Source organism: Shewanella sp. HN-41 (assembly GCF_000217915.1).
Classification (GTDB): Bacteria; Pseudomonadota; Gammaproteobacteria; order Enterobacterales; family Shewanellaceae; genus Shewanella.
The window spans coordinates 42,830-69,272 of record NZ_AFOZ01000016.1 but is presented as its reverse complement, the minus strand read 5'-3'; the positions used below and the strand labels follow the sequence as shown (position 1 = coordinate 69,272).

The 26,443-nt window shown below is 46.0% G+C and carries 21 protein-coding genes; 11 read left to right on the top strand and 10 right to left on the bottom strand.

Annotation, left to right across the window (positions count from 1 at the left end; translation table 11 throughout):
* Nucleotides 1-108: 108 nt before the first annotated feature.
* A complete protein-coding gene (locus SOHN41_RS05930; RefSeq protein ID WP_007646586.1) occupies nucleotides 109-348 on the top strand; it encodes a hypothetical protein in 240 nt (79 codons plus the stop codon).
* A gap of 124 nt (nucleotides 349-472) precedes the next feature.
* On the opposite strand, the gene thiI is transcribed toward SOHN41_RS05930, so the two are convergent.
* The 3 genes from thiI to pomA all read right to left on the bottom strand — a co-directional run bounded on the left by thiI (nucleotide 473) and on the right by pomA (nucleotide 3,828).
* Nucleotides 473-1,927, bottom strand: a complete 1,455-nt coding sequence (gene thiI, locus SOHN41_RS05925; RefSeq protein WP_007646584.1) for a tRNA uracil 4-sulfurtransferase ThiI — start codon at nucleotides 1,925-1,927, stop codon at nucleotides 473-475.
* A 203-nt stretch (nucleotides 1,928-2,130) separates the two neighbouring features.
* Nucleotides 2,131-3,057: a flagellar motor protein MotB gene (locus SOHN41_RS05920; RefSeq protein ID WP_007646583.1), complete on the bottom strand. Its 927-nt coding sequence runs from the start codon at nucleotides 3,055-3,057 to the stop codon at nucleotides 2,131-2,133.
* Nucleotides 3,058-3,060: 3 nt separating this feature from the next.
* Entirely contained in the window at nucleotides 3,061-3,828 is a 768-nt protein-coding gene (pomA, locus tag SOHN41_RS05915; protein ID WP_007646582.1) for a flagellar motor protein PomA, read from the bottom strand.
* A gap of 312 nt (nucleotides 3,829-4,140) precedes the next feature.
* On the opposite strand from pomA, the gene xseB reads away from it, so the two are divergent.
* From xseB to dxs, 3 genes are read left to right on the top strand one after another with little or no spacing between them, the layout of a single operon-like run.
* Nucleotides 4,141-4,380, top strand: coding sequence for an exodeoxyribonuclease VII small subunit (gene xseB / locus SOHN41_RS05910; RefSeq protein ID WP_007646581.1), 240 nt, complete (start codon nucleotides 4,141-4,143; stop codon nucleotides 4,378-4,380).
* A gap of 2 nt (nucleotides 4,381-4,382) precedes the next feature.
* Entirely contained in the window at nucleotides 4,383-5,264 is an 882-nt protein-coding gene (ispA, locus tag SOHN41_RS05905; RefSeq protein ID WP_007646580.1) for a (2E,6E)-farnesyl diphosphate synthase, read from the top strand.
* A 21-nt stretch (nucleotides 5,265-5,285) separates the two neighbouring features.
* On the top strand, nucleotides 5,286-7,154 hold the full coding sequence (dxs, locus tag SOHN41_RS05900) for a 1-deoxy-D-xylulose-5-phosphate synthase (protein ID WP_007646579.1): 1,869 nt from the start codon (nucleotides 5,286-5,288) through the stop codon (nucleotides 7,152-7,154).
* A gap of 118 nt (nucleotides 7,155-7,272) precedes the next feature.
* Here dxs and grpE read toward each other — a convergent pair whose 3' ends face one another.
* Nucleotides 7,273-7,893 (bottom strand): nucleotide exchange factor GrpE, encoded by a 621-nt coding sequence (grpE, locus tag SOHN41_RS05895; protein ID WP_007646578.1) that lies wholly within the window; start codon nucleotides 7,891-7,893, stop codon nucleotides 7,273-7,275.
* 99 nt (nucleotides 7,894-7,992) lie between these two features.
* On the opposite strand from grpE, the gene nadK reads away from it, so the two are divergent.
* The 7 genes from nadK to SOHN41_RS05860 all read left to right on the top strand — a co-directional run bounded on the left by nadK (nucleotide 7,993) and on the right by SOHN41_RS05860 (nucleotide 18,924).
* A complete protein-coding gene (nadK, locus tag SOHN41_RS05890) occupies nucleotides 7,993-8,871 on the top strand; it encodes an NAD(+) kinase (protein ID WP_083820746.1) in 879 nt (292 codons plus the stop codon).
* A 703-nt stretch (nucleotides 8,872-9,574) separates the two neighbouring features.
* On the top strand, nucleotides 9,575-11,218 hold the full coding sequence (locus SOHN41_RS05885; protein WP_007646576.1) for an L-lactate permease: 1,644 nt from the start codon (nucleotides 9,575-9,577) through the stop codon (nucleotides 11,216-11,218).
* Between the two features lie 76 nt (nucleotides 11,219-11,294).
* Nucleotides 11,295-14,099 carry an FAD-binding and (Fe-S)-binding domain-containing protein gene (locus SOHN41_RS05880; RefSeq protein ID WP_007646575.1) on the top strand — a complete coding sequence of 935 codons (2,805 nt, stop codon included), beginning with the start codon at nucleotides 11,295-11,297 and terminating at the stop codon, nucleotides 14,097-14,099.
* A 311-nt stretch (nucleotides 14,100-14,410) separates the two neighbouring features.
* Entirely contained in the window at nucleotides 14,411-15,154 is a 744-nt protein-coding gene (locus tag SOHN41_RS05875; RefSeq protein ID WP_007646574.1) for a (Fe-S)-binding protein, read from the top strand.
* Nucleotides 15,155-15,164: 10 nt separating this feature from the next.
* Nucleotides 15,165-16,559 (top strand): lactate utilization protein B, encoded by a 1,395-nt coding sequence (locus SOHN41_RS05870; RefSeq protein WP_007646572.1) that lies wholly within the window; start codon nucleotides 15,165-15,167, stop codon nucleotides 16,557-16,559.
* Between the two features lies 1 nt (nucleotide 16,560).
* Nucleotides 16,561-17,130 (top strand): LutC/YkgG family protein, encoded by a 570-nt coding sequence (locus SOHN41_RS05865; protein ID WP_007646570.1) that lies wholly within the window; start codon nucleotides 16,561-16,563, stop codon nucleotides 17,128-17,130.
* Between the two features lie 606 nt (nucleotides 17,131-17,736).
* A complete protein-coding gene (locus SOHN41_RS05860) occupies nucleotides 17,737-18,924 on the top strand; it encodes an AAA family ATPase (protein WP_007646568.1) in 1,188 nt (395 codons plus the stop codon).
* 284 nt (nucleotides 18,925-19,208) lie between these two features.
* Here the strand turns inward: SOHN41_RS05860 and SOHN41_RS05855 are convergent, their stop codons facing one another.
* The 6 genes from SOHN41_RS05855 to SOHN41_RS05830 form a co-directional block, all read right to left on the bottom strand.
* A complete protein-coding gene (locus SOHN41_RS05855) occupies nucleotides 19,209-19,451 on the bottom strand; it encodes a hypothetical protein (protein WP_007646566.1) in 243 nt (80 codons plus the stop codon).
* A 433-nt stretch (nucleotides 19,452-19,884) separates the two neighbouring features.
* Nucleotides 19,885-20,862 (bottom strand): hypothetical protein, encoded by a 978-nt coding sequence (locus SOHN41_RS05850; protein ID WP_007646562.1) that lies wholly within the window; start codon nucleotides 20,860-20,862, stop codon nucleotides 19,885-19,887.
* Between the two features lie 14 nt (nucleotides 20,863-20,876).
* The gene (locus tag SOHN41_RS05845; protein WP_037458253.1) at nucleotides 20,877-21,302 is read right to left on the bottom strand and encodes a hypothetical protein; all 426 of its coding nucleotides are present in this window, start codon (nucleotides 21,300-21,302) and stop codon (nucleotides 20,877-20,879) included.
* Between the two features lie 90 nt (nucleotides 21,303-21,392).
* Complete coding sequence (locus tag SOHN41_RS05840) at nucleotides 21,393-22,232, bottom strand: toll/interleukin-1 receptor domain-containing protein (RefSeq protein WP_007646560.1); 840 nt, start codon at nucleotides 22,230-22,232, stop codon at nucleotides 21,393-21,395.
* Nucleotides 22,233-23,042: 810 nt separating this feature from the next.
* A complete protein-coding gene (bdpA, locus tag SOHN41_RS05835; RefSeq protein ID WP_007646556.1) occupies nucleotides 23,043-24,554 on the bottom strand; it encodes a BAR domain-like protein A BdpA in 1,512 nt (503 codons plus the stop codon).
* Nucleotides 24,555-24,718: 164 nt separating this feature from the next.
* A complete protein-coding gene (locus tag SOHN41_RS05830) occupies nucleotides 24,719-26,095 on the bottom strand; it encodes an MATE family efflux transporter (protein WP_007646554.1) in 1,377 nt (458 codons plus the stop codon).
* Nucleotides 26,096-26,443: the final 348 nt, after the last annotated feature.

Sequence of the window (26,443 nt, the reverse complement as noted above, 5' to 3'; positions counted from 1 at the left end):
CCAGCGTTTTTGGTTAAATTTTGCGCCAATGAAACACCTAGGTTGGACAATCTCGACAACGATGATGGGAATGTCTGACAGTGTTATTTTGTCAGCCCGGAGGCGACTATGTTCAATTTAAAATCTGCATTTGCGTTAGTATTAGTCTCAGCACTCAGTGTTAATGTCAGTGCCAATGTACTGGTTGACGACATCGTCATAGATACAACTGACTTACAGGCAAGTATCAATGCCGACTTAACCGCAGCCATGGATAAGATACAGCAGGAAGAGTTACAAGCTCCCACAATGCTGATTGCTGATGAGGGCAAAGCGCCAAGCCAGCAAGTTGTAAAAGTAGAGCAATAATCCTAACGCCAGCCCTATCGAAAAATAGCTGGGTATGTTTGACGAAAAAGCCGCAAATATTTGCGGCTTTTCATTTTTATGTTCACCCAAGACGCTGACCAACAAAGCGATTGGAAGCCTTTATCTATGGACGGTACACTTTGACGTTAGTGTATCCCTGTTCGATTAAATACAGTGCCTGCAGCTTGCTCATTACACCTCGCTCGCAATACAACAAGTAGGTTTTTTGTTTGTCGAGATCCGCAAACTGAGTTGCTAACTTGAAGAATGGAATACGTTTAATCTCAACCCCTTCAATTTGAAGTGGTTTGTTTTCTTCTTCCTCTGGAGCACGTATATCAATCACAATCTCATTGGTATCGATAGCGACCACGGTTTCCGTTTCTGTTATCCGAGTATCCATTTGCTCTGCAATCTCCCTAATATCGATAACGACAGCCTGCGCAACAATTTGATCAATCAGATCTTCCGAAAATTTCTTCTCTTCGGCTTCAACCTTCCCCAGCACAGCCTTCACTGTCGGCTTCTGGGAAATAACGCCGCAGTATTCCGGCATAGACTTAGCAAAATCTTCGGTGCCAATTTTACGGCTCTCATTGATAATGTCTTGCTTATCCATCGCAATCAACGGACGTAAAATCAGCAGCTCAGTACAACGGTCAATCACGTTCAAGTTAGTCAGCGTTTGGCTCGATACTTGGCCTAAGCTTTCGCCCGTGACTAAAGCTTGGATGCCCATACGATCGGCGATGCGCGCCGCGGTGCGCATCATCATACGTTTAAGCACAACCCCCATTTGGCCGTTGTCGATTTTCTCTAAAATCTCGGCGACTACGGGCTCGAAGGGCACAGAAATAAACTTCACCTTGTGGGATTCGCCGTAGGTTTTCCACAAATGGTACGCCACCTGTTTTACGCCAATTTCGTGCTGCGCGCCGCCTAAATTAAAGAAACAATAATGGGTGCGAGCACCCTTCTTAATAAATTGATAGCTGGAAACGCCCGAGTCAAAACCGCCGGAAATCAACGACAACACATCTTCTTGGGTTGCCATCGGGAAGCCACCTAAACCCTCGATGCGTTTAGTCACCATGTAAAGTTTATCGCGCTCAATCTCAAGATTGACCGTCACTTCAGGATTTTTTAAACGTACGCCCAATGCATCGGTAAATTGATTTAAACCGCCGCCCACATAGCGTTCAACTTCGATGGAGTTAAAATCATGGTCACCGGTGCGCTTCACCCGTACACAAAAGGTTTTACCGGCAATTTGGTCACGGTAAACGGGCAGCACTTGTTGATAAATATCATCCACAGAGGTAAAGCTATACTCATCAACCTGAACGACATGGGCAATACCAGGGATACATGCCAAGCGCTCGCCAAAGGCCTGTGCTAATTCAGGTTTATCCTTAGGCACCATCACCATAATACGGTCCCATTGACGCTGCACCTTAGCATCTTCGTCAACTTTTTTGAGTACATTACGGATGTTGGTTTCGAGCATTTTGGTGAAGCGCATCCGCACAGGCTTGCTCTTCATCATGATTTCTGGGTATAGCTTTACAATAAACTTCATGGGATTTCCGCGGGCAATTTTGAATACAGCAAAATTGGTTAAAAGAATAATCGGGGGATTATAACAAACTCACCGCAATTGACGCACCTGTTTCCACTCTCAAGCTGCTTAGGCTGTGCGTTTATGCACAGATGAAAACGAATAGGCGGAGGACTATAAAAAAGCCGTGAAAGTATCACGGCTTGATGTTGGCGTAATGAATTCTATTTATCTATCTGAATTTCTTGTGATTCTTTCGCCTTACCTTGTTCGATAGCAATTTCCACTCTGCGGTTACGGGCCCGATTTTCCGGTGAATTATTTGGCACTATGGGATTGTTAGATGCCATACCTACCACTTTCATCCGCTTAGAATCAAAACCGTTGACCTGCAATAAAACAGTGGCAACGGCAACGGCACGCTTGCTAGAGAGATCCCAATTAGAGCTATAGAGCTCATCGCTTATCTGCATATCATCGGTGTAACCCGATACGGTAATGATCCCTGGCACATCTTTTAACAACTCACCCACAGCATGAACCACAGGCTTAAATTTGGGCTGAAGGAAACCAGAGCCTGAGGCAAATGAGCCTTTCTCACGGATCCGGATAATAATCTGTTGACCTAAAGACTCAATCTCAATCGCACCATCGGTGATCTCTTTATTCAGCTCCTGGGCCATTTTTTTCACTTGCTGATTGATCTTATCCTGGGCAGCGGCGGCTTCGGCTTTCACAGCATCGGCGGTTTCCTGGGCCGTCGCACTCGCCTCGCCCCCCCTTTGGGAGCCACTTTGTTGCTGTACACCACCGGCGCTTTCGTCTTCACCCGCTTGGTAATCTAGGACAGGCTCGGTCATTTCATTGGTTTGTTGGTTGATAATTTCAATCGGGGTGGGATCGGGACGGCCGGGCCTAAACTCCAGTGCAATTACCGACGTCCCCTTAGGAATATCTTTCACTTCAACCTTATTCTGCACCCCAAAGGCATATTTCATCGAGCCTGCGATCTGCTTAAACTTCATCACGTCCATTTCAGAAAACGATAGCAGCAGCACGAAAAAACACATTAACAGCGACATTAAGTCGGCAAATGTTGCCAACCAGAGCGGGGCTCCCGGCGGTGGACAATTGCACTTAGCCTTAGCCATCGGCTACTCTCCGTCCGTTGTATCGACTTTCCGCTGTTTTTCAGCCAGGTAGTTTTTCAGGAACCCTTCAATCACCCGTGGGTTTTGGCCGTCTTGAATAGCCAACACCGCATCCATGATCAAGTTGCGGTTCAGCATTTCTTCGCCCATGCGGAGGGTGAGTTTATCGGCGATGGGAATACACACCATGTTAGCAACCACTGCACCATATAGCGTGGTTAACAACGCCACCGCCATCGAAGGACCAATGGATTTAGGATCAGACATATTCGATAGCATAGCCACTAGACCGACGAGTGTGCCTATCATCCCCATCGCAGGGCCTACGTCCCCAAAAGCTCTAAAAATGGCAATACCATTACGATGACGTTCTTCCGTTAAGGCGATGTCTTTTTCGAGGGCGGCGCGCACCACTTCGCCGTCATGGCCATCAACCAGCATATCGACGGCTTTTTGCATAAAACTATTGGTAATTTGCGCTTCTTCTAGCGCGAGAAAACCACCCTTTCGGGCGGCATCGGCCATAGTCACGGATTGTTCGATAAGATCATCAGGCTTATCAATCTTAAACATAAAGGCTTTCATCGCGATTTTGACCGCACCGAAAAACTGTTTGAGATTGAACTTCATCATCACGACGAAGAAAGAACCACCAAATACGATAAAAATCGAAGGCACGTCAATGAAAATCATCAAACCGCCGCTGGTCGCCATCGCCCAAAGGATAAAACCAAAGGCTCCCACTAACCCTATTAATGTAGCTAAATCCACAACGGCTCCTCAATATTTGGTATAAACAACATCATACTGACTCTATGAGTAAAATTACACTCGTGTTATTTGCGCCAATATAACACTCTGGTATTTACGTGAGCCTTATTCGTTATGCAAAAAAATCATCTTAAACGCGGTGTTCCTATTGTCAGTTATCGGACAAGCACTAAGCAAGTTTAGCGACTATTTATATTTTCTGAAAAAAATTCAGCAACAAAGCGTGCTATTGAGCAAATATCCGCCGTCTGAATTTGACCCTTGCGCCGCCCTGATATACCTTGTGTCCGCTCTTTCAAAGGAATTATTAACGTGGCGAAGAAACCCGAAAACCTTAGTTTTGAAGAATCCCTAGCTGAACTCGAGCGCATTGTGGCCGAGTTAGAACAGGGCGACGTCTCCCTCGATGACGCGTTAAAACAATTTGAACGCGGCATTAATCTCGTGCGTAATAGCCAAGCTAAGCTCGAACAAGCCCAACAAAAAGTGGCCATTTTACTGAAGCCAGATGAAAATGCGCCCCTGTCTCCCTATGCCGTTGAGGGTGAATAAGCGTGTTAGTCAGTGCCATACAAACATATCAACAACGGGTTGATAACCAATTAAAACAGCGTTTTAGTACACTTGAAGATACAGCCCCCCAATTAAAGGCGGCCATGATCCATGGCGCACTCCTTGGCGGTAAACGGATTCGCCCATTTCTTGTTTACAGTGTTGGACAGATGTTTGGGGTCGCGCTTGAAAAGTTAGATGCCTGCGCCGCCGCCATTGAGTGCATCCATGCCTATTCCTTAATCCATGACGATTTACCCGCCATGGATGATGATGCGCTTCGCCGTGGTCAACCCACAGTGCATATCGCCTTCGATGAAGCTACAGCTATTCTTGCCGGGGATGCATTACAGACCTTAGCCTTTGAAATTGTTACCGAAGTAGTTCCAGGCATCAGCAGCGAGCAACATATCGCTATGGTCCGGACACTGGCAAAAGCCTCGGGCTATCGTGGTATGTGTGGCGGCCAAGCGATAGACTTAGCCTCAACCGATAAAAAAATTGATCTTAATGCCTTAACTCAACTACACAATATGAAAACGGGCGCGCTTATCAGCTGTGCCGTTGAGTTAGCCTTAATTGCCGCCAATGCGCCTAAAGATGAATATCAGGCTATGATGGAATTTGCCCATGCGGTAGGGCTTGCCTTCCAAGTGCAAGACGATATTCTGGACATCATTGCCACCACGGAAGAACTCGGCAAGCCCCAGGGCTCGGACGCAGAATCGAATAAGAGTACTTTTCCGCAACTGCTTGGACTACAAGGTGCCAAAGACACCGCAGCGCAACTGATCCAAGAGGCACTATCAGCGCTGGCTAAATTGCCATACAATAGCCAGTTAATTGCAGACTTCGCCCGCTATATCATTGAGCGAAGAATATAATAAGAGACGAAGTATCTCGCTATGAGTTTGGACATTTCTCAGTTTCCCGTATTGGCGCAGGCCAATACTCCCAATGAACTCCGCCAACTTCCTCAGGCCCTATTACCACAGGTAGCCGATGAATTACGGGAGTTCCTTCTTAAGTCTGTTGGCATGTCCAGTGGGCATTTTGCCTCTGGCCTAGGTACGGTCGAATTGACCGTTGCCTTGCATTATGTCTACAACACCCCATTCGATCGTTTAATTTGGGATGTAGGCCACCAAGCCTATCCCCATAAAATTTTAACGGGGCGTCGGGATAAAATGCATACCATCAGGCAGAAGAATGGCTTGCACCCTTTCCCTTGGCGGGAAGAAAGTGAATACGACACCTTCAGTGTGGGGCATTCAGGGACGTCAATCAGTGCCGCACTGGCGATGGCCGTTGCCGCAGAGAAAGAACAAGCGGGGCGTAAAGTGGTTGCCGTGATCGGCGATGGTGCTATGACAGGCGGCATGGTATTTGAGGCCATGAACCACGCGGGCGACCTGCACAACGATATGCTGGTAGTACTGAATGACAATGAAATGTCCATTTCTGAAAATGTCGGCGCCTTAAACAACCATTTAGCCCAGCTGATGTCGGGTCGCTTGTATACCACGCTGCGCGAAGGCGGCAAAAAAGTGCTCAAGGGTATGCCCGTTATCAAAGAAATGGCCAAACGTACCGAAGAACACCTCAAAGGTATGGTGGTACCAGGCACTCTCTTCGAAGAATTGGGCTTCAACTATATAGGTCCGATAGATGGCCACGATGTCGATGCCTTAGTGGAAACCCTACGCAATATGCGTAATCTAAAGGGCCCACAGGTTCTGCATATCATGACCAAAAAAGGTCGTGGCTATGAGCCTGCTGAGAAGGACCCCATCGGCTGGCACGCCGTGCCTAAGTTTGATCCTTCACAATTTAAAAAGCCCGTCACTAAGCCAGGGTTACCAACCTTTTCTCAGATATTTGGTAAATGGTTGTGCGATATTGCCGAACAAGATGAAAAAGTGCTCGGCATTACCCCTGCGATGCGTGAAGGTTCGGGAATGGTGGAGTTTTCCCAGCGATTCCCGAAACAGTATTTCGATGCGGCTATTGCCGAGCAACATGCCGTGACACTCGGTGCAGGTTTTGCCTGTGAAGGTTATAAACCCGTAGTGGCAATTTATTCAACCTTCCTGCAACGGGCCTATGATCAACTGATCCACGATGTTGCCTTGCAACGATTACCCGTTTTATTTGCAATAGATCGCGGTGGTATTGTCGGCGCAGATGGTCCAACTCACCAAGGGGCATTTGATTTAAGCTTTATGCGCTGTATCCCGAATATGGTGATTATGGCGCCGTCGGATGAAAATGAATGTCGCCAAATGCTGTACACAGGTTATTGCTACGATGCGGGCCCCAGTGCGGTTCGCTATCCTAGGGGCAGCGCGACAGGTGCCACACAGGTCGAGACGATGACGGCACTGCCTATTGGTAAAGGAATAATTAAGCGAATCGGTAAACGCATTGCCATTCTGAACTTTGGTACCACCTTAGCCGCGACATTAATGGCGGCCGAGGATTTAGATGCCACTGTGGTCGATATGCGTTTCGTTAAGCCTCTCGATGTTGAGCTAGTAAAAGAGATGGCCCAGACCCACGATGTGCTGGTCACAGTGGAAGAAAATGCCATTATGGGCGGAGCGGGTTCCGGGGTGATAGAGTTATTACAAAAACTGAAGCTGCCGAAAGCCGTGCTGCAAATCGGTCTACCCGATGAATTTATTAAACACGGCTCACCGGAAGAAGTCACCCATGATTTACAGCTCGATGCCGAAGGCATTTTAGCGCAAATCAATGGTTATCTAGCGGAATAATCTGATCATTTTAATCCCATCCCTACACTGTGGTGGGATTTAATGCATAAAAAAGGACTGCAAATGCAGTCCTTTTTAATACCATCTACGTTAGCAAAACCTAGGCTTGCAATATCGCCTAGGCCTCAATATCAATAGTCGCGCTTTCTTGGCTTGGGCCACCCTGTGACACCATTACCATGGCTGGGCGTAACAAGCGGCTATTCAGCTCATAACCCTTTTGCATCACTAACATCACGGTATTAGCCGGGAATTCGGCACTTGGCTGCATGCCAATCGCTTGATGTTGATCAGGATTGAACGCCTGACCCTGAGGATCAATAGGTTTAATCCCAAATTTAGCCACGGCAGTTAAGAATCCTTTTTGGGTTAACTCAACTCCCTCATAGATGGCTTTAGTCGCTTCATCCTGAGGATTTGTGCCCTGTAGAGCACGTTCCATGTTATCCAACACGGGCAGCAATTCATTGGCGAATTTTTCCAGTGCAAACTTATTGGCTTTTTCCACATCCATAGCGGCACGACGACGAATGTTATCCACCTCGGCTGCGGCGCGTATCACTGAATCCTTCTGCTCATCAACTTTCGCCAAAGCGTCAGCGAGTAACTGTTCCAGCTCTTCAATACGGAAATTGGCTTGGGTAAGCTCGTCAATCAGACTCGCTTCTTCGGTAGAGACTTCAGACTCTACACCCTCTTGGATCAGATCCTGTTCTGCTTTAATCGACTCGTTGCTCATTTTCACTCCAGCTAAAAATGCTTTGTTTCTAAATACTCTGGGCATATTATGGGGATCAATTTTGACGTTTCAAGGCCTAAGGCCAGATCTAGCATAAATATGACCACAAAGTTCCATACCATTGGCCTTATCGGCAAACCGCACCATCAAGGGACTAACCAAACCTTAAAACGTCTGCACCATTGGCTGACGATGCAAGGATATGAAGTGTTAGCCGAAGAGCGAGTTGCCACCGAATTAGGCGCCAATATTGAAGCGGTGGATTTGCTAGAGATTGGTGCGCGCTGTGATTTAGCCATAGTGGTCGGTGGTGACGGTAACATGCTTGGCGCCGCCCGGGTATTGGCCCGTTTCGATGTGGGTGTGATCGGCGTGAACCGCGGCAATTTAGGCTTTCTAACAGATTTACCACCCGATGCCTTCGAAGAGGCGCTCGCTAAAGTGCTTGATGGTGAATTTGAAACCGAGCACAGGTTCTTACTCGAAGCCGAGGTTTATCGCCACGGCATGCTCAAGGCGAGCAATACTGCGGTCAATGAAGCTGTACTCCATCCGGGTAAAATTGCCCATATGATTGAATTTGAAGTCTATATTGACGACCAATTTATGTATAGTCAGCGTGCAGATGGCATGATAGTGTCGACGCCAACGGGATCGACAGCCTATGCCCTCTCCGCCGGCGGGGCAATTCTAACCCCGAATTTACAAGCGCTTATCTTAGTTCCTATGTTTCCGCACACTTTGTCCTGCCGCCCTATCGTGGTCGATGCCTGCAGCACCATTAAGATGGTCGTATCGCCGGAAAATGGAGAAAACCTCGAAGTCAGTTGTGACGGCCATGTGCATTTATCCGTGTTACCTGGCGATGAAATTATCGTACGTCGTAGCTCGGAACAACTACGGCTTATCCACCCTAAGGGGCATAATTATTTCCATGTTTTACGCACCAAATTAGGTTGGGGCAGCAAACTGTTCTAATACCAGTCCCATCGACTCATGCTTTGATAAAATCGCGAGCGCTTTTTTTACCCTTTTTTATGTAAACCACTTAATTATCAGAAATTAAATTACACAATTAACTTAATTTCATTAAGTGACCTTAGTCACATCCGATTTAGCGCCCTCTAAATATGTGATCTACATCACCCTTAAAAAGTCACTAAAATCAAAAAATAACCCTTAAATATCAATCAAATAATTAATTCGCTAATATTATGATTTATTACCACTGTTAACTTATGCGACCTTAATCACACCTTAAAAATGTGTTAAAAATCCAACAAGAGCCCATTAATGAAATAAATGGATCAGTTAATTGCATTTCTGAGGACCCATCCCACCTAAAAGTTCACTTTTAATAACTTTAATATCGATTTATTGAAACATATATAAGCGAAATTGATATGCCATAGCTACATCAAGTGATCTCGATCACAGATAGAAAATTCCCATGAGAGAAGCACCCCGCAGCACTGTAAATTAGCATTTCATATAGCAGCCAAAATGATCTAGATCATATTAGTCGAGCACCAAATAGCGTCTAGTACACACCACAGAATGTCGTGACCATTAATATTTTCAGAGAAAACTGCTGATATGAGGTCTGGGAAGTCGACATGAAGGCAGATGCACAATCCTAATATTTTAATAAAAAGACAGACCACTTTATGAAGAGGCTAGCATGACAATACTTCAACTCCTCGCCAGCTTGACGCCAGTGCTCAGCGTAATGCTATTTTTAGTGTTACTCAGAATGCCCGCATCTAAGGCTATGCCCATCTCCATGGTAATCACAGCGCTCGCCGCCGTGTTTATATGGCAAATGGATACCACATTGCTGGCTGCATCGGTCCTCGAAGGACTGCTCTCAGCTATCACACCATTAACCATCATTTTTGGTGCCGTATTCCTACTCAATACCCTGAAATACTCGGGTGCCATGGACACGATCCGCGCAGGCTTTACTAACATCAGCGCCGATGCCCGGGTGCAAGTGATCATCATCTGTTGGTTATTCGGTGCCTTTATCGAAGGTAGTGCTGGTTTTGGTACTCCCGCAGCAATTGGTGCACCACTACTTGTATTACTTGGGGTTCCACCCGTTGCCGCAGCTGTCGTGGCTTTGATTGCCGACTCAGCGTGTGTGTCCTTCGGTGCTATCGGTTTACCCGTGCTCTTTGGGATGGAACAGGGTCTGATCCAAGGTGGCGTAAGCATGGCGGCGGAGCAATTTGCTGCACACGGTGGTAACTATGCTGGTTACGCTCAATATATCGTCATGCATATGATCACTATCGACTTAATCACGGGTTCATTAATCCCGCTGGTGATGGTAACTATGCTGACGGGATTCTTTGGTCGCAATAAATCCTTCAAGGAAGGGTTAGCGATTTGGAAATTTGCGATTTTTGCAGGTCTTGCCTTTACCGTTCCCGCATGGATCATCAACTACCTTGCAGGCCCAGAATTCCCCTCGGTTATCGGTGCTTTAATCGGTATGGCGCTGGTTATCCCTGTTGCTCGCAAAGGGTATTTACTCCCTAAAACCCCTTGGAATGATTTTGCCGAAAATGATAATCAAGAGGGTGTGAAGGTTGAAGCCACGGCCAAATTCTCACAAATTGCCGCTTGGACACCGTATTTCATTATGGCTGCCCTGCTGGTGCTATCACGCACTGTGGCGCCGTTAAAAGCCTGGTTATCTAGCTTCAATATCAGCTGGACAGGTTTAATGGGCACCGAACTTAAGGCTAGCTTTGCCACTTTATATGCACCGGGAGCGTTCTTCGTCGCCGTGTGTATTATAGGTTTCTTCCTGTTCAAAATGAAAAGTCCTGCGATTAAGCAATCAATAAGCATTTCATGTAAATCAATGTTACCTACGATTATTTCACTGGGCGCTTCGGTACCTATGGTGAAAATCTTCCTAAATTCGGGTGCTAACGGTTCAGGCCTAGCCTCTATGCCAGTTGCATTGGCCGACATGTTGGGCCAGTCAATGGGTGCTGTATGGGCATGGATGGCGCCTATCGTTGGTATCTTTGGTGCTTTCCTATCGGGCTCAGCGACCTTCTCTAACATGATGTTCTCTAGCCTACAGTACAGCGTGGCCGACAATATCGGCATGAACCACACTCTGGTATTGGCACTACAAGGGATTGGCGCAAACGCCGGTAACATGATGTGCGTAATGAACGTGGTCGCCGCTGCAACTGTGGTAGGTATGGCGGGTAGAGAATCAGAAATTATCCGTAAGACTATGCCAGTTGCCATCGCTTATGCCCTACTGGCAGGTACCATTGCAACCCTATGGGGTGGGTTCTAATCCATTGATTTAATTTAATAGTCGAAGTCGCTATCGGTGACTTCGACTTCAGTCCGTTTACAAAGAGAGTAGTGCAATGTCGATTAACTATAAATTGGTCATCGATGATCTAAGAGTGCAATTAGGCGACCACCCTGTAACGGATGATCCCGTCCGTCGTTTTGCTTGGTCCACCGATGCGAGTTACTTCAGAATCGTCCCAGAAGTCGTAGTACATGCCGAAACCCTAGAGCAAGTTAAGCAGACCTTAGCGGTAGCACGAAAGCATAATGCGCCCGTGACCTTTAGGGCGGCAGGCACCAGTTTATCGGGCCAAGCTATCGGTGAGGGCATACTCCTCATACTTGGCCATGATGGTTTTAGAAAAATTGAAGTCAGTAGCGACGCCAAACAAATCACCTTAGGTGCAGCAGTTATTGGTTCCGATGCCAATGCCGTATTAGCGCCACTTAACCGTAAAATAGGTCCCGATCCTGCGACCATAGCCTCGGCTAAAATTGGCGGTATTGTCGCCAATAATGCTTCAGGCATGTGCTGCGGCACAGCCCAAAACAGCTACCAAACGATTGCCTCAGCAAAACTGCTTTTTGTCGATGGAACAGAGCTTGATACTGGCTGTGAAAAATCGAAGGCAGAATTTGCCAAAACCCACGGCAAACTTCTTGATGCGATTAAAGAACTGTCACTCATGACTCGCCATAATGCTGTATTGGCGGACCGTATTCGTAAAAAATATTCCATCAAGAATACCACTGGCTATGGTATCAACTCGTTACTCGACTTTACCGATCCCTTCGACATCATTAATCATCTAATGGTGGGCATGGAAGGAACTCTCGCCTTTATTAACGAAATCACCTACCACACAGTCAATGAGGCTAAATTTAAAGCCTCAGCAATGGCTGTTTTCCACAATATGGAAGATGCCGCCCGCGCTATTCCATTGATCAACGGTGAGAGCGTTGCTGCAGCGGAACTCCTCGACTGGCCATCCATTAAAGCGGTAACGGGTAAGCCTGGGATGCCAGATTGGTTATCGGAATTACCTGCATTATCCGCTATTTTGCTGATTGAATCCCGAGCCGATGATGCGCAAACCCTCGAAGCTTATACCCAAGATGTCACCCAAAAACTTGCGGGTTTTGACTTTATTCGCCCAATGGAATTTAGCACTAACCCTGCGGTGTGTGACAAGTATTGGGCTATGCGTAAGGGATTATTCCCCATTGTGGGTGGCGCGCGACCAAAGGGCACCTCGGTCATTATCGAAGACGTGGCCTTTGAACTTGAGCATCTGGCGTCGGCAGCACACGATATTACCGAACTATTCCATAAGCATGGCTACCCTGAAGGCTGTATCTATGGTCATGCCCTAGCGGGTAACTTCCACTTTATCATTACGCCGACCTTCTCCACCCAAGCCGATATCGATCGCTTTCATGCCTTTATGGATGACATTGCCGACATGGTGATTAATAAGTACGACGGTTCGATGAAGGCCGAACATGGTACGGGCCGAGCTGTTGCCCCCTTCGTTGAAAAAGAATGGGGACAAGATGCCTATACTCTGATGAAAAGCATCAAGCAGGTATTCGATCCTCAGGGTATCTTAAATCCCGGCGTTATCCTCAACGACGATAGCAATGTCCATGTTAAGCACATCAAGCCCTGCCCTGTCGTCGATGATTTTGTCGATAAATGTATCGAATGTGGCTTCTGCGAAAAAACCTGTCCGACCTCAGCCCTTAACTTCTCGCCACGTCAGCGTATTGCCACCCTGCGTGAAATCGAACGTCTAGAGCAGTCTGGCGATAAAGCTGCAGCCGCCGAAATGCGCGCAGCGGCTAAATATGATGTTATCGATACCTGCGCCGCCTGTCAGCTTTGTACTATTGCCTGCCCAGTTGATAACAGCATGGGCCAATTGGTGCGTAAACTGCGTACACCCTATATCACAACCACTGAACAAAAAGTGCTGGATTTCCAAGCCAAACACTTTGGTGCAGTAAACCAAGTGATCAGCTCAGGTTTTGACATGCTTGGGGTAATCCATAAGATCACCGGCGATGGCATTACCAATGCATTGATGAAAACCGGTCGCTTAATTTCCAAAGAAGTGCCCTATTGGAATCCGGATTTCCCTAAGGGCGGTAAACTGCCAAAACCTTCCCCTGCAAAAGCAGGCCAAGAGACTGTGGTCTACTTCCCAGCCTGTGGTGGCAGAACCTTTGGCCCAACACCAAAAGATCCCGATAATCGTACCCTACCCGAAGTCGTTGTCACCCTGCTTGAGCGTGCGGGTTATAACGTCATCACCCCAGAAAAGACCCGCGATCTCTGCTGCGGTCAAATGTGGGAATCTAAGGGTGACTTTAAAAATGCCGATGCCAAACGTCAGGAACTAATCGACGCGGTCAGCAAAATGACCGATGGCGGTAAACTCCCCGTATTGGTCGATGCGTTAAGCTGCACCTACAGAACATTAACGGGTAATCCTAAAGTTCAAATTATCGACCTCGTTGAATTTATGCACGACAACTTGCTCGATAAACTCAATATCAGCAAAAAAGTCAATGTGGCTCTTCACTTAGGCTGTAGTGCTCGCAAGATGAAACTCGAGCCTAAGATGCAGGCAATTGCCAATGCCTGTTCAGCCCAAGTGCTAAAACCAGCGGGAATTGACTGCTGTGGTTACGCGGGTGAAAAAGGTTTATACAAACCTGAAATCAATGCCAGTGCACTGCGTAATATTAAAAAGCTGATCCCTGTGGACATTAAGGAAGGCTATTACGCCAATCGCATGTGTGAGGTCGGTTTGACGCAACACAGCGGTATTTCCTACCGTCACTTAGCGTATCTGCTCGAAGAGTGCACCCGTTAATCATTCGTTAAATAATATAAAAGCGGGGCTAATTTAGCCCGCTTTTATATCTAATAGACATCATTCTCATTTATAACCAAAACACAATTAAAATCGTTTAAATCCAGTCTTAAATAAATAAATAAAAACATTAAAAAACAATAAGTTATAATATTCTCATTTTTGCAAAAATCCATAGGCTCATTTACTAAATTAGGGCTACATATTCTGTAAAGATAAGCCTATATTTGATCAACTACCTTAACATTTGTGTGAACATTGGGGACACAATGTAAGGCAATGTCGTTCACTAACAAGAAAGAGAAAACACCATGAAAATTGCTCTTTTCATCCCGTGTCTCGTTAATCAAATGATGCCAGATGTCGCTATCGCCACCTTGGAATTATTAGAAAAACTCGGGCACCAAGTGATTCTACCTGCGGGCCAAACTTGCTGTGGCCAACCTATGACCAACTCGGGTTGCTTCGATGCAGCGCGCAGTACCACCCTTAAATTGCTCAACGCTTTTAAGGGAGTCGAATGCGACGCCATTGTTTGTCCCGCCGCCTCTTGCTTAGTCGCCGCAAAGGAAAACTTCCACGAGTTTGATAGCAGCCCAGAAGCCCAAGCGGTGATCGATAAGCTCTATGAACTCACAGAGTTTTTACACGATATCGCACCGATCACCGCCTTTACCAAGCCCTTTGCACACAAGATCAGCCTACAACTCAGTTGTCATGGTATCCGCATGTTGAGCCTTGCGACGCCAAGCGAGCAAATGGGCCCTAGATTCAACAAAGTCGAAGCCGTATTAGCCAACATTGCGGGCATCGAAATCCTTTATCCCGATCGCCGTGATGAATGTTGTGGCTTTGGTGGTACGTTCGCCGTCGACGAGGGTGCCGTTTCTGCCAAAATGGGCAAAGATAAGGCACAAGCCCACGCCGCCACAGGGGCTAAATATGTGGTCGGGTTTGACCCATCATGCCTATTACACCTCGATGGCATGATCCGCAGACAGCAATTGCCGATTGAAATTCGCCACATAGCGCAAGTGCTTAACGCCGCGCTCTAGGAGACTGACCATGGCTTATCAACATAATTACGGGGCGACAGGCTCACAAGTCCATGCCCATAAGGCCGATATTTTTTGCCGCGACGAAACCCGTGTCGACTGGCATTCAAAGGCACTCTGGGCACTGAGGGAAAAACGCGACCGCGCCGCAGGAAGCTTGCCCGAATGGGAACAATTGCGTCAGCTTGGCTCTGAAATCAAGCTGCACACGCTAACAAACCTTGCCCAATACCTTGAAACATTTGAAAAAAATTGTCTAGCCAACGGCATTAAAGTCCATTGGGCCAGAGATGGTGCCGAGCACAACCGTATCGTTCACGGCATTTTATCCAGCCACAAAGTGAAAAAGCTGGTGAAGTCTAAGTCTATGCTGACCGAGGAATGTCACCTCAACCCGTACTTAGAGCAACATGGTATTGAAGTCATAGATACCGACCTAGGTGAGCGAATTATTCAGCTCGCCAAAATGCCGCCATCACACATAGTGGTGCCCGCTATCCATATGAAAAAAGAAGAAGTCGGCGACCTCTTCCATGAGAAACTCGGCACTAAAGCGGGGGGATCCGATCCCTTGTATTTAACCCGCGCCGCCCGTGCCCACCTGCGTCAACAGTTCCTTAGCGCCGATGCCGCGATGACAGGCGTGAACATGGCGATTGCCGATAAAGGCGCCGTGGTGGTTTGCACGAACGAAGGCAACGCCGACATGGGCGCTAACTTGCCTAAGTTGCAGTTGCATTCAATGGGGATCGACAAAGTGGTGCCCGATGTCGACAGCGCCGCCGTTTTACTGCGCACACTGGCGCGCAATGCCACCGGCCAACCCGTCACCACTTATAGCGCCTTTTACCGTGGTCCACAGCCCGAAGGTGAGATGCACATTATTATCGTCGATAATGGCCGCACTGAAATGCTCAAGGATAAAATCCTTGCAGAATCATTGAAGTGTATCCGTTGTGGTGGCTGTCTCAATACTTGTCCTGTGTATCGTCGCTCTGGCGGTTACAGCTACAACTACACCATTCCTGGGCCAATCGGTATCGCCGTCGGCGCCCAAATTGATGACACTAACTCGATTGCCTGGGCCTGTACCTTATGTGGTAGCTGTACTTATATCTGCCCGACTAAGGTGCCACTCGATAAGATTATTTTCCACCACAGACGCCTTAAGGCCGAAGCAGGAAAACTCCCCTATGGCAAAAACAATTATATGCCATTAGTCGGTAAGTTTATGGCAAGCCCGACTATGCTCAATTGTTCAATGAGCATGGCAAGAACCGCGCTGCGCATTTTACCTGGCAGTCTACTCAAGCCATTTAGCGGTGCATGGGGTAAATACCGTGAACTGCCCGTCGCCCCGAACTCCAGCTTCGAAGCTTGGTTTAAGCAACACAGGAGCCTATAAGATGTCTAGTAAACTTGAAATTCTCAATGCGCTTAAACTGTCGGCTTTAACCAATCATCCGATGCCAAGCATAGACGTAGCCCCAAGGGTGGAAGATCTGGTTGGCCAGTTTGAAACCAATCTTAAAACTGTCGCGGGTACGCTGCACCGTGAAGGCGGCCTTGCGACGCTGCAAGCCAAAGTGGATGAACTTATCGCCCAAGGGTTACAGGTCATCTCCCTTGTAGAGGGTGTCACGGCAAACCGTGAAATACCACCCACAGCCCACGAACTTAGAGATATCGATTATGCGGTGATCCTAGGGGATATTGGCGTTGCCGAAAACGGTGCCATTTGGGTGAACAATAAGAACGTAGGTCACAGAGTCACGCCGTTTATCTGTGAAAACCTGATCTTAGCCCTACCAAGTAATAAAATTGTGCCGAACATGCATCAAGCAGCAAAAGAACTCACCTTAGATATCGGTGAGTTCGGGGTGTTTATCGCGGGTCCATCAAAAACCGCCGATATCGAACAAGCCCTCGTCGTCGGCGCCCACGGCGCCTGCAGCTTAAATGTGTATTTACTCTAGCACCTCGAATGAAAGTCATGGTGTAAAGTAACCAAGAAAACGCAAAGGTTACGGGACAGTCGAAACACAAAAGCCGCCTTCATTGGCGGCTTTCTTGATGAGACTTTAGCTGAATGATATTTGGTTTGTAGGGTGATAAACCACTAACACCGCTTATCAATTAACGTTTATTGACAAGCAGTTTACAGGCTTGCCATGGCATTCACTCGCCGACTCGGTGAATAGAAACCTAGGGTTTCTAAGCTTATGAACGAGAGCCATGGATGACGAACTGGCAGTTAAACACGGATATTGTTCAAGTCAACTCGTGGATGCAGGGCCGCCCCGTCCAGCTCTTTGATGAGCGGCGCCATCTCTGACATTTATCTGCCAACTTTAGCGAACACTTAAATACTATTTTGATGTTAAACACTTGGTTTGTCCTACAATATTGTCGCAGCCTAAGGCAATAGTTAGTGATAAGTTGGAGATTCGTCAGGCTCCTTTATCAAGTCGCTTTAACCACGTGCGATAGCGCACATACTGAGGATGCCTTGGTAGTATCCTCGACTCGGTTGGCTGTATTCTCGACTATGTCCATTAGGCATTTATAGTAAAGGTGAGTAAATGAACGAGGTATTACTACAAATAAAGGCGCTCACCAATGGTGATCCTTTGTTGACGGCTGTCATTGTTGGAGTATTAACATTAACGTTAATTGGACTCGTAGGCTACATGCTAAAAGATGTCCCCGCGAAGCTGTTAAGTGGGCTCAGTAGCCTGCTGTTTGTGCGGCTCACGATAGACGATAGCCATCAGGCGCGCACAGAGATATTCAATAAGCTGTCCTTTTTGATCAGTAATACTACCATTCCGTTTTTTTCACGCTCTATCTCTGAGGCTGTGTACTTTGACTATGGTGTGAATTACGACGGGCGTGTCAGTGTTAAATCTATCGGCTACGGTATGCACCTGTTTAAATACGCTGGTTGTTTTATGTTGGCAACCCGTACTAAGGTCGATAGTACGATGGCATACGATTCTATTACGGTAAGAGCACCATGGTGGGCAAAAGATAAACTACATAGTTTTTTAGAAGATACTCGTGAAGACATCTCTACTGAGCCGAAAGTTAATATTTTCGAAGAAACCGAATGGTGTCGCTATGGCACATTGAAATCATCGGGTTTTAGTGAATTAGTGCTAGATGAAGGGTTTAAGCAGAAGTTGATGGGGGAAGTTGATAACTTCGCAAGTAGGGGGAAATCGGTTGTAAGTAAGCTAACCATACTGTTACATGGAAAAACGGGTACGGGTAAGACGGGTATAGCGAGAGCCTTAGCTGTTGAGTATCATCGCGATCTATACATATTGAATCTTTCGACTGTAAATGATGCCACTATTCATAAGGCTATTAGAAAAGTACCGCCCGGAGCTATGTTGTTAATAGAGGACTGTGACTGTGTAAAGGCTACGGTATCGCGTACTGCAGAAAGCAATGTAGATAACCCACCACTCACTTTAGGAGGCGTTCTAAACGCGTTAGACGGAATCATTCCTCTTGATGACTGCCTTGTAGTAATGACCACAAATCATCCTGATAATCTTGACCCAGCGTTGATACGTAAAGGTCGGGTAGATGTCAGTATTGAAGTTCCACTTATCAGTGCAAAACAAGTTAATGAAGACTACTTTGTGCGTTTTGGTGCCGTTCTTAATAGAACTGAGCCATTGTTAGGTTGTGAAGTCTATGAGCTCCATCGTAGAGCGAGCTTAAGATATGGAGTGTGTTGTAAGCCAGTGTTACTGGGCTAGGTATGCCTGAAACCCACTATATAGCTTGATATTTGAACAATAATGAGAGTTTTGTTCGCTGACTCGATTTAGGAAACAAAGCCGTAAATAGATAAATGTCCATCAAAGCACAACAGCGGTATGCTGCTACAACGCCAAGTAGATATGTTTCGATATCACGCATGTTTTATTCTGTACCCAAACGTTTGAGCTAAGGGGCCCGGAGGCAGGCGAAGCCTGACACTGGGTCCCTCTTGAGCGAATTGTTAGGAGCCATCACGCTATAACGTATGGCCCCTCGAATTTCATATGCCTTTGTTGTATCCGGAGCAGCCACGGAGCAAGGCCGAGAGCTCCTGCTGGACGGTATGGATTTCGATGCCCGCAACACCAGACTTGCTGGAGATCATATCTTCTTCAACTAATGCGAGCTTCTTGAGTATCTCCTCAAGGTACGCTTGGCTAATTGCTAATGCAGGCCTATCCCAGCCCGTGACTTCAACGATTGCTGTGTGCTTGCTGGTCGAAAGTGTTTTCGTATATGACACAGTTCTGCTTCCGTATAAGTCTATGGATAATTCTAATAAGTGGCAGTCATGGCGCCTAACATTTTATTAGTGCGCATGCGCGTTTACCTTGTTGGACCAGTGAAAACGCGCACAGTTAACTAGCTGTATGCAAAGAACTTATCAGCTTTCTATCAAATACACCATCAGGAAGGGCAAAAATCTGGCCATCCATTTTAGATCAACCAGAAAAAAATACTGGCCATCCACTTTAGATCAACAACATAATGCACTTTTGGTTTGTCTACAACTTGTACGAGCTAAAATTGCTTAAACTAGAGTCATCAAAAGTTAAAGGGCTAAAGCTGAGGCATGAAAATGAGCTAACTCATTAAAAAATTGGTATATTTAAGATATGCTAACTCACCCAATAAAACAAATGGGCAGAGATTGGTTTGGTTAAGCAGGATTACAGTTAGTTGCTGTGAAAGTGCTGACAGCTTGCCGCAAAGTGCCGTCGTCGCTTTTCTAGATGTTCACAGTAATCAGTTAGTTCTTGCAGCGTACCCACCGGACCATGAAATAGCTTGCCAAACTCTGTGGTCAATTTTAGCCAATTGTCTTGGGATATATTTAATCTTGCCAGTAGCTTGGCACTATTTTCACTGATGCTTCCACGTTTATCATTGCGGATAATTCGGCCGGTATCATCAACCAATTCGAGGTAGTCTGTTAATGAAAACGCTATGCCATTAGGTTGGTTCTCGCGCTCATTACCGATAAAAGGCAGTAGATTTTTAGGTTGTTCACCTTTTAATGCGGCCCGAATCCGCATCTGAATACTGGTATGGTCGGATTGTTCTGGCGTATCCGCTATTTGGGCTCTAATCGGGTTCAAATCAACGTAGGCCATACAGGTTAACACAGCGGCTTCATCGAGTAAGGCTTGGGATTTAAAGCGTCCTTCCCAAAAACGACCAGTACAGTTATCTTCTTGATTTGCTTGTCTTGCAATGGGTTCGTTGAGGCAGCGCATAAACCATGAAATATCGCATAATCTGCTTCGATAAATTGCGATTGAATGCCTTAATCTGTTGACCTCATGCACCTCAACTAGCTCTCCTTGCGCAAATTTTTGCGTTAACTCATCGCCTTTAAACAGCTTATGCCATTGCTCAAGTACTTCGCGGTCAGTCCAACGATTAGCGCTGTCGATATCAATCCGCAGTACCACATGCAGATGATTGGACATCACCGCAAAGGCCGCCACATCAATAGCAAAAACCGCTTCGAGTTCAAACAGTAGCGACTCTACCCAAGCGCGGCGATGGTCATAGTTTTTTCTCGAATAGACATCATCGCCACACAAAAACGCACGCCGCACAACGCGGCTACAGCAATGGTAATAGGGAGTGTCTTCAACACTAATCTGAGTTCTGCGAGGACGTGGCATACAAACCTCCTTGTTTAATGCTTAATCCAAGCATAGTCGGAAGTTAATTGCTGCGCCATTAAAGCTGGGTGTCCAGTTTTGTTCCGCTTGTTAAATGGCAGCCTGAACCATGTGCACATTTCTTTGAGCGAAGATAGCTGTGGCTGACCAAAGTTTGTTGCCACTTTTTCAAGTTTGGCAACATTATTTATAAGATTTTCAGTAGCTTGTGAAGTATCCGCCTTGTGCTCAAGCCTAAGAATAAACTGAAGGAGATCATAGAACAGACCTTCATCATTCTCATTGAGAGCGTACTCGACAATTGCTTCGATTGCCTTAAATGCGTCGTGAGGTTCACAACCATCTAACAGTCCGTCGGTTAGTTTCGCAAAAAACCACTCATCGTCAGAGCCATTGGCTCTGTAATCTTCAATTGCAACTATGTATGGGTTCGCGATCATTTTCCTTGCCATTTAACTTTGACTTAAATGGCGGCACGTAGTGCCGTCCAGTTTCAAGTTTTTGTTATAACCCGGCAATTGAGTTTTCAATTAATTCATTAATTCATTAATTCGAATAAGTATGCGATCTCTTCTTCGCTCCCACGTTGATAGTGACATCGTGTTTTTAATTTTAAACTCTTTCTCAATTTTTTCTTTTAGTAGGTTTAGTTTTAGTGAGTCGTTAATTTTTAGCCCTTGAGTCAGCGGAATTACACCCTTGATGTCAGTATAATCTAAAGGCGGTACAACAATAGGTATATGATCTTTAGCAAGAACCCATGTCGCCCCCATTTCACACAAACAAACAGGGCTAGAATAGAAGTTTTGGGTTAAAATAAATAAAACCATAGATTCAGATGTTATTTCATCTTTGATTTTATTCAAAAAATTTTCTCCTAACCCAATACCGTAGCCATCAAATGATGTACAAAAAATTTGATGGGAATCTAAACCTATAGTTTCAAGTAGTTCAATAACTTCTTCGACAATATCTGCATCTAATAATGCATGACTAATAAATACCTTTGTGAAATTGTTATCTTTAATTATTTCATTGGATTGGGTGGGTGTTGAAAGTTGTTCTTCTTGTAATTCTTCGATATAGCCTTCAATTGATTTAATTAAAATTTTGAAATCTTCACGGAAAACCCTAAGATGATCTGCTGTGAAATCACTACCACTAGTCCACATGATTGGATTGAAGAAAAAACGTAATTCTGAAAAGTGCTTATATTCAGTAGACTGATCACCGTATATTTTTATTAATGTTCTTTCTACAAGATTTTTCCAGCTCTGAAAATTAGTATCACTACTGTTTTCGATTGTAACTTCTTTAGATTTATCAAGAAGCTTATTTAATAAGCGAATTTTTTCTGAATTACTGATCATGCAACTTCCTTAGAATTAGCCTCATAGGGTTATAACATTTTATTAGTGCGCATGCGCGTTTACCTTGTTGGACCAGTGAAAACGCGCACAGTTAACTAGCTGTATGCAAAGAACTTATCAGCTTTCTATCAAATACACCATCAGGGAAAACGCGCATGCGCGTTTTCCAAACCTATTAACTAATTTCTGGCAACCATATGCAGTTGATTTTAAATGGTTTTGATAATTTCAGATTGGAAAAATGCGCAAAATAATGGGTTTAAAAACGCGAAAAGCTACTTAAATTTGAATATGACTGTACACCCATCCAGTTCCGCTCACTCATGAAGAAGCACTGAAAACAGGGTTCATCGATAAGAACTGTTAGGGCAAGTAGTTCGTCAATTTTCGATTCACTAAACGAGTGCTAACAAACTTTGGGGCAAAAACTTTAAGCCGAGTGAATAGTTCAATGGTCGTTAAGATTGCCATTGTTGCAACAGTGACCGTTGGCGGCATGGCCGCTCTTTCACATCTGCCCATAGGGGTATGGGGAATGTCACTATGATGTCTGGAATATTATTGACCATGTGTACGCGGCATTTACACTTCCATGCGTTGCAGATGCTGCCGGACACTTCTTGTTAAATAAATAGACCGCGTGTCACTGGGGCAACAGTGGCAATGTATATAACGCAATATACAATTCAGATATCTTGCTTTGGGGGACTTTGGGTTTACGTACAACACGCTCTGGCTAAGATGGCAGCGAAAAAGACTTGCGCTGCCATTTCGGTGAAAAAGCTCTGTCGGTGTTTCTACAACAATCCGCTACATAAAGGCCTTAGTAAAGGCTTCCTTCGACTGGCGAATATAGTTACGGGCGCTTTGGGCGTGTTGCTCCCACACGGCGCGATCGCTTGGGTCGGTGAAGGGGTTTTGTTCGACGGCAATCGAGCGTTCAAAACGGTCATAGAAGGTCAGCATGGCCGAAGTGATCTGGTTAAAACGCTCCTTGAACTCTTGAAATTCATCAATTTTTTCAGTGGTTTTAATCATGTACTGTACAAGTTCAGCATTGCTATTTGACGCTAATAGGGCTTCGGCTTTAGCGCTAATATTGGCGCTGGCATCGGCAATCACTAATGCGCGGGTTTGTTCGTCCTTACTCATCACTCGGCTGTAATTTTCTGGGGTGCGGGCAATCCCCGCATGTTGTAAGTAGCTGCGCAAATGCTTGTCGAGATCGCGGCGAAACGTATCTAAGTTCTTCTGCATATTGACTAAATCATTATCGAGCGCTGTGACCTGTTGCAGCTCTTTTTCGATTTCAGACATAAACCGCTCGGCCTGCTGGTATATCTTTAGACCATTTTCCTCGGCAAACTTTTTATCGCTGCGGCTCAAGTCGCTGTTGTCATAGTTCGAGCGGTCAAAGGTCGCGGCTAAGAATGACTTAAAAGGTTCGGCAAAGGCGGAATAGGCACCGGCACTGACCACGTTTAATGTGGCGGTTGCTAAGTCGCCAAAGGGTTTTACCATAGAGCCCAATCGTGCCTGCTGGATAGGTGATGCCACACGTTTAGCATCGGTCAGAACCGATCTAAAAGTGTTATAACCTAGTGGGTTAGACATCTTATTACGCTCAGAGGTCGCTAATACGAAGGTGATACTCGAATAGATGGCATTGGAGTATTCGAGGTATTGCCTTTGACTCTCAAGCTGGGCTGCGTAATTTTTGCCAAGGGTGCGAAATGACTCAGATTGTACCTCGTAGTTTTTATCTTCCTTTAGCTTATCTAAAATCCCACCGATAATTTTTTGCTCGTTCTTTTGCAACGCAATATCGAGGCGAATTTTATCGAGAGTCAGGTCATCCAAGCTAATGGGACCATTAATGGCCTCAATATCGAGGCGAATATACTGGCGGCTCGGATCGTCAATAGAGACACGGTGGGCTAAATATTCGTTCGCGCCGGGGGTGATATCGATTAAGGCTACATGCTGCCACTGGGCATCGAGTTTTAATACCGGTGAGGTTAATACATTGACCCGATATTGGGTTTGGATATTTTGGGTTTTCACCCAAAACTCTAATAGACCCGCCTCTGAAATAGGGTACTTGCTGACAATACTGCTATTGCCTTCGGCACATAGGAGTGCGCTTTCACCGCTGTGGGGCTCTGCACCTTCAAATTGGCAGCCCATGATCCACGACCAAGGTTGAGATAAACGATTACCTTCAAAGTCGCTGGCAAACACTAACTCATTATCTTTGGCACTGGCATTAACACTGGTTAACACGCCAAACAACAGCATAGAAATGACTGCAGTGGTGCGCATAGGGGCCTCATTAAAAACATAAATGACTAAAACCAGCGAAATGTATCAGAGCGCATCATCCCACGCTAGCCCTAAGTCATATTTGCCGCAAAAGATGCAGACATCATCGCTTAGTCTTAGCCATCGCGCTTAAATACAAGCGGTCCCCACTAGGGGGATTCGGTTTAACCTTGAGCAGCGTTAGTCGAAGGTAAAAGTAAACGCGATTCGACCCGCCCCATGGCGATGAACATCCAAAAGGTGAGAATTGCACTACAGGTCGCCAGTGATATCCACACGCCAATAACCCCAAATGCCCAAGCAAAACAGTAAATTATTGCGGCAATCAGGATAAGTTTGGCGCCAGTCAGAATCGAGGCCTGCCGAGAGCAATTAATTGCCTGAAAGAAACTGGCGCCAACTAAGATCAAGCCTTCCATAGGTAAGCCCCAGAAATACCAGCGCATGCCCTCAATCGCCACCGGCGTTAAATTAGGATTGTCGCCAGCAAATAAATACACTAACCACTCGGGGCGGGAATAGATCAGCACTAGCCCTAACGCCGCGGTGAGTAGCGTCATGCCAAAGGCAATATTGCGCGCCTGTTTTACCCGGTCGAACCGCCCGGCCCCCGCATTAAAACTATAAATGGGTTGAGTACCGAGGGCGATTCCCTCAAAAATCAAATAGAAAAACGCTTCGGTGTAACTCACTACGCCGTACGCGGCAATATGCAAAGGTCCACCGACCCACAAAAAAGCGGTGTTGTGCAGGGTTAACACTATCGACAGATAGAGGTTCATCAAAAAACTAGGAAGCCCGACGCGGGCGATGTTCAAACAATTGTCGAGCTTGAGCTTCATCTGCTCAAGGTTGATCTTAAGCTGAGTGCGTGGGCCAAAAAAGTGCTGCAAACACAAAAGCCCCGTCACAGCCTGGGACAACATAGTCGCAATGGCTGCCCCCGCCAAACCGAAGGGAAACACCACAATAAATAGCCAATCTAAGAAAGTGTTGAGCACTCCACCTAAGATCAGCACAAAGGTCACCATAGAAGGCCGACCGTCATTACGCAGTAACGTCGTGAAGGTCATGGAGATAATGGGGAAATGACACAGGGCAAAATACCAAAAGAGGTATTCGTTGGCATTCTCAAGGATCTCACCTTCTGCACCTAAGGCAAGCAAAATATCCCGAGAAAATACGCCACCAATAAGGGCAAAAAGCCCACCCGCCAACAGACATAGACTAAAGGCATTACCGAGGAGTTTACGCGCCTTAACGACATTGCCTTGGCCAAGATTGATCGACACTAATGCCGCGCTGCCCATGCCAATCATGGCTCCAATGGCATATAAAATGGCCCCAACGGGATACGCCAACATCATGCCGGCCAGTCCTGTTTCACCTAGGTAATGCCCGACGAAAATACCGTCAATAGTGACATACACACCAGTCACTAGCATGGATGCTATGGTGGGTATGGTGTAGCGCCAAAAAAGCTTGGCAATCGGCTCCTGGAGCAAATGCTGATCTGTTGGTGCCTGGGATAGTGCTGTCATTACCGTGTCTCACAAAGATGAAGGAGCCGCACATCGGATTAAAAAAAGCGATGAACAAAAATGCGGCAACGGATTGTACCTAAATTTCGCCATAAAACAAAACCGGAGTATTCAATTTAATTTATAACAAAACATAATAATCACAATAAGTTATATGAATAACACTTTCATTGCAGCCCAGTGACTATCGGAGCACCACTTGGCAACAGATCTGGGGCAACTCGTCATTTTTGGCTACTTTTTTGGTATTTAATCTTGAATTAGGTAAAGTGTTGGCTTAAATAACTCAAATTGGGTTTTATGCCTCGAGTAAAACAACGAAAGGCTATCGGCTAACACATTGATAAA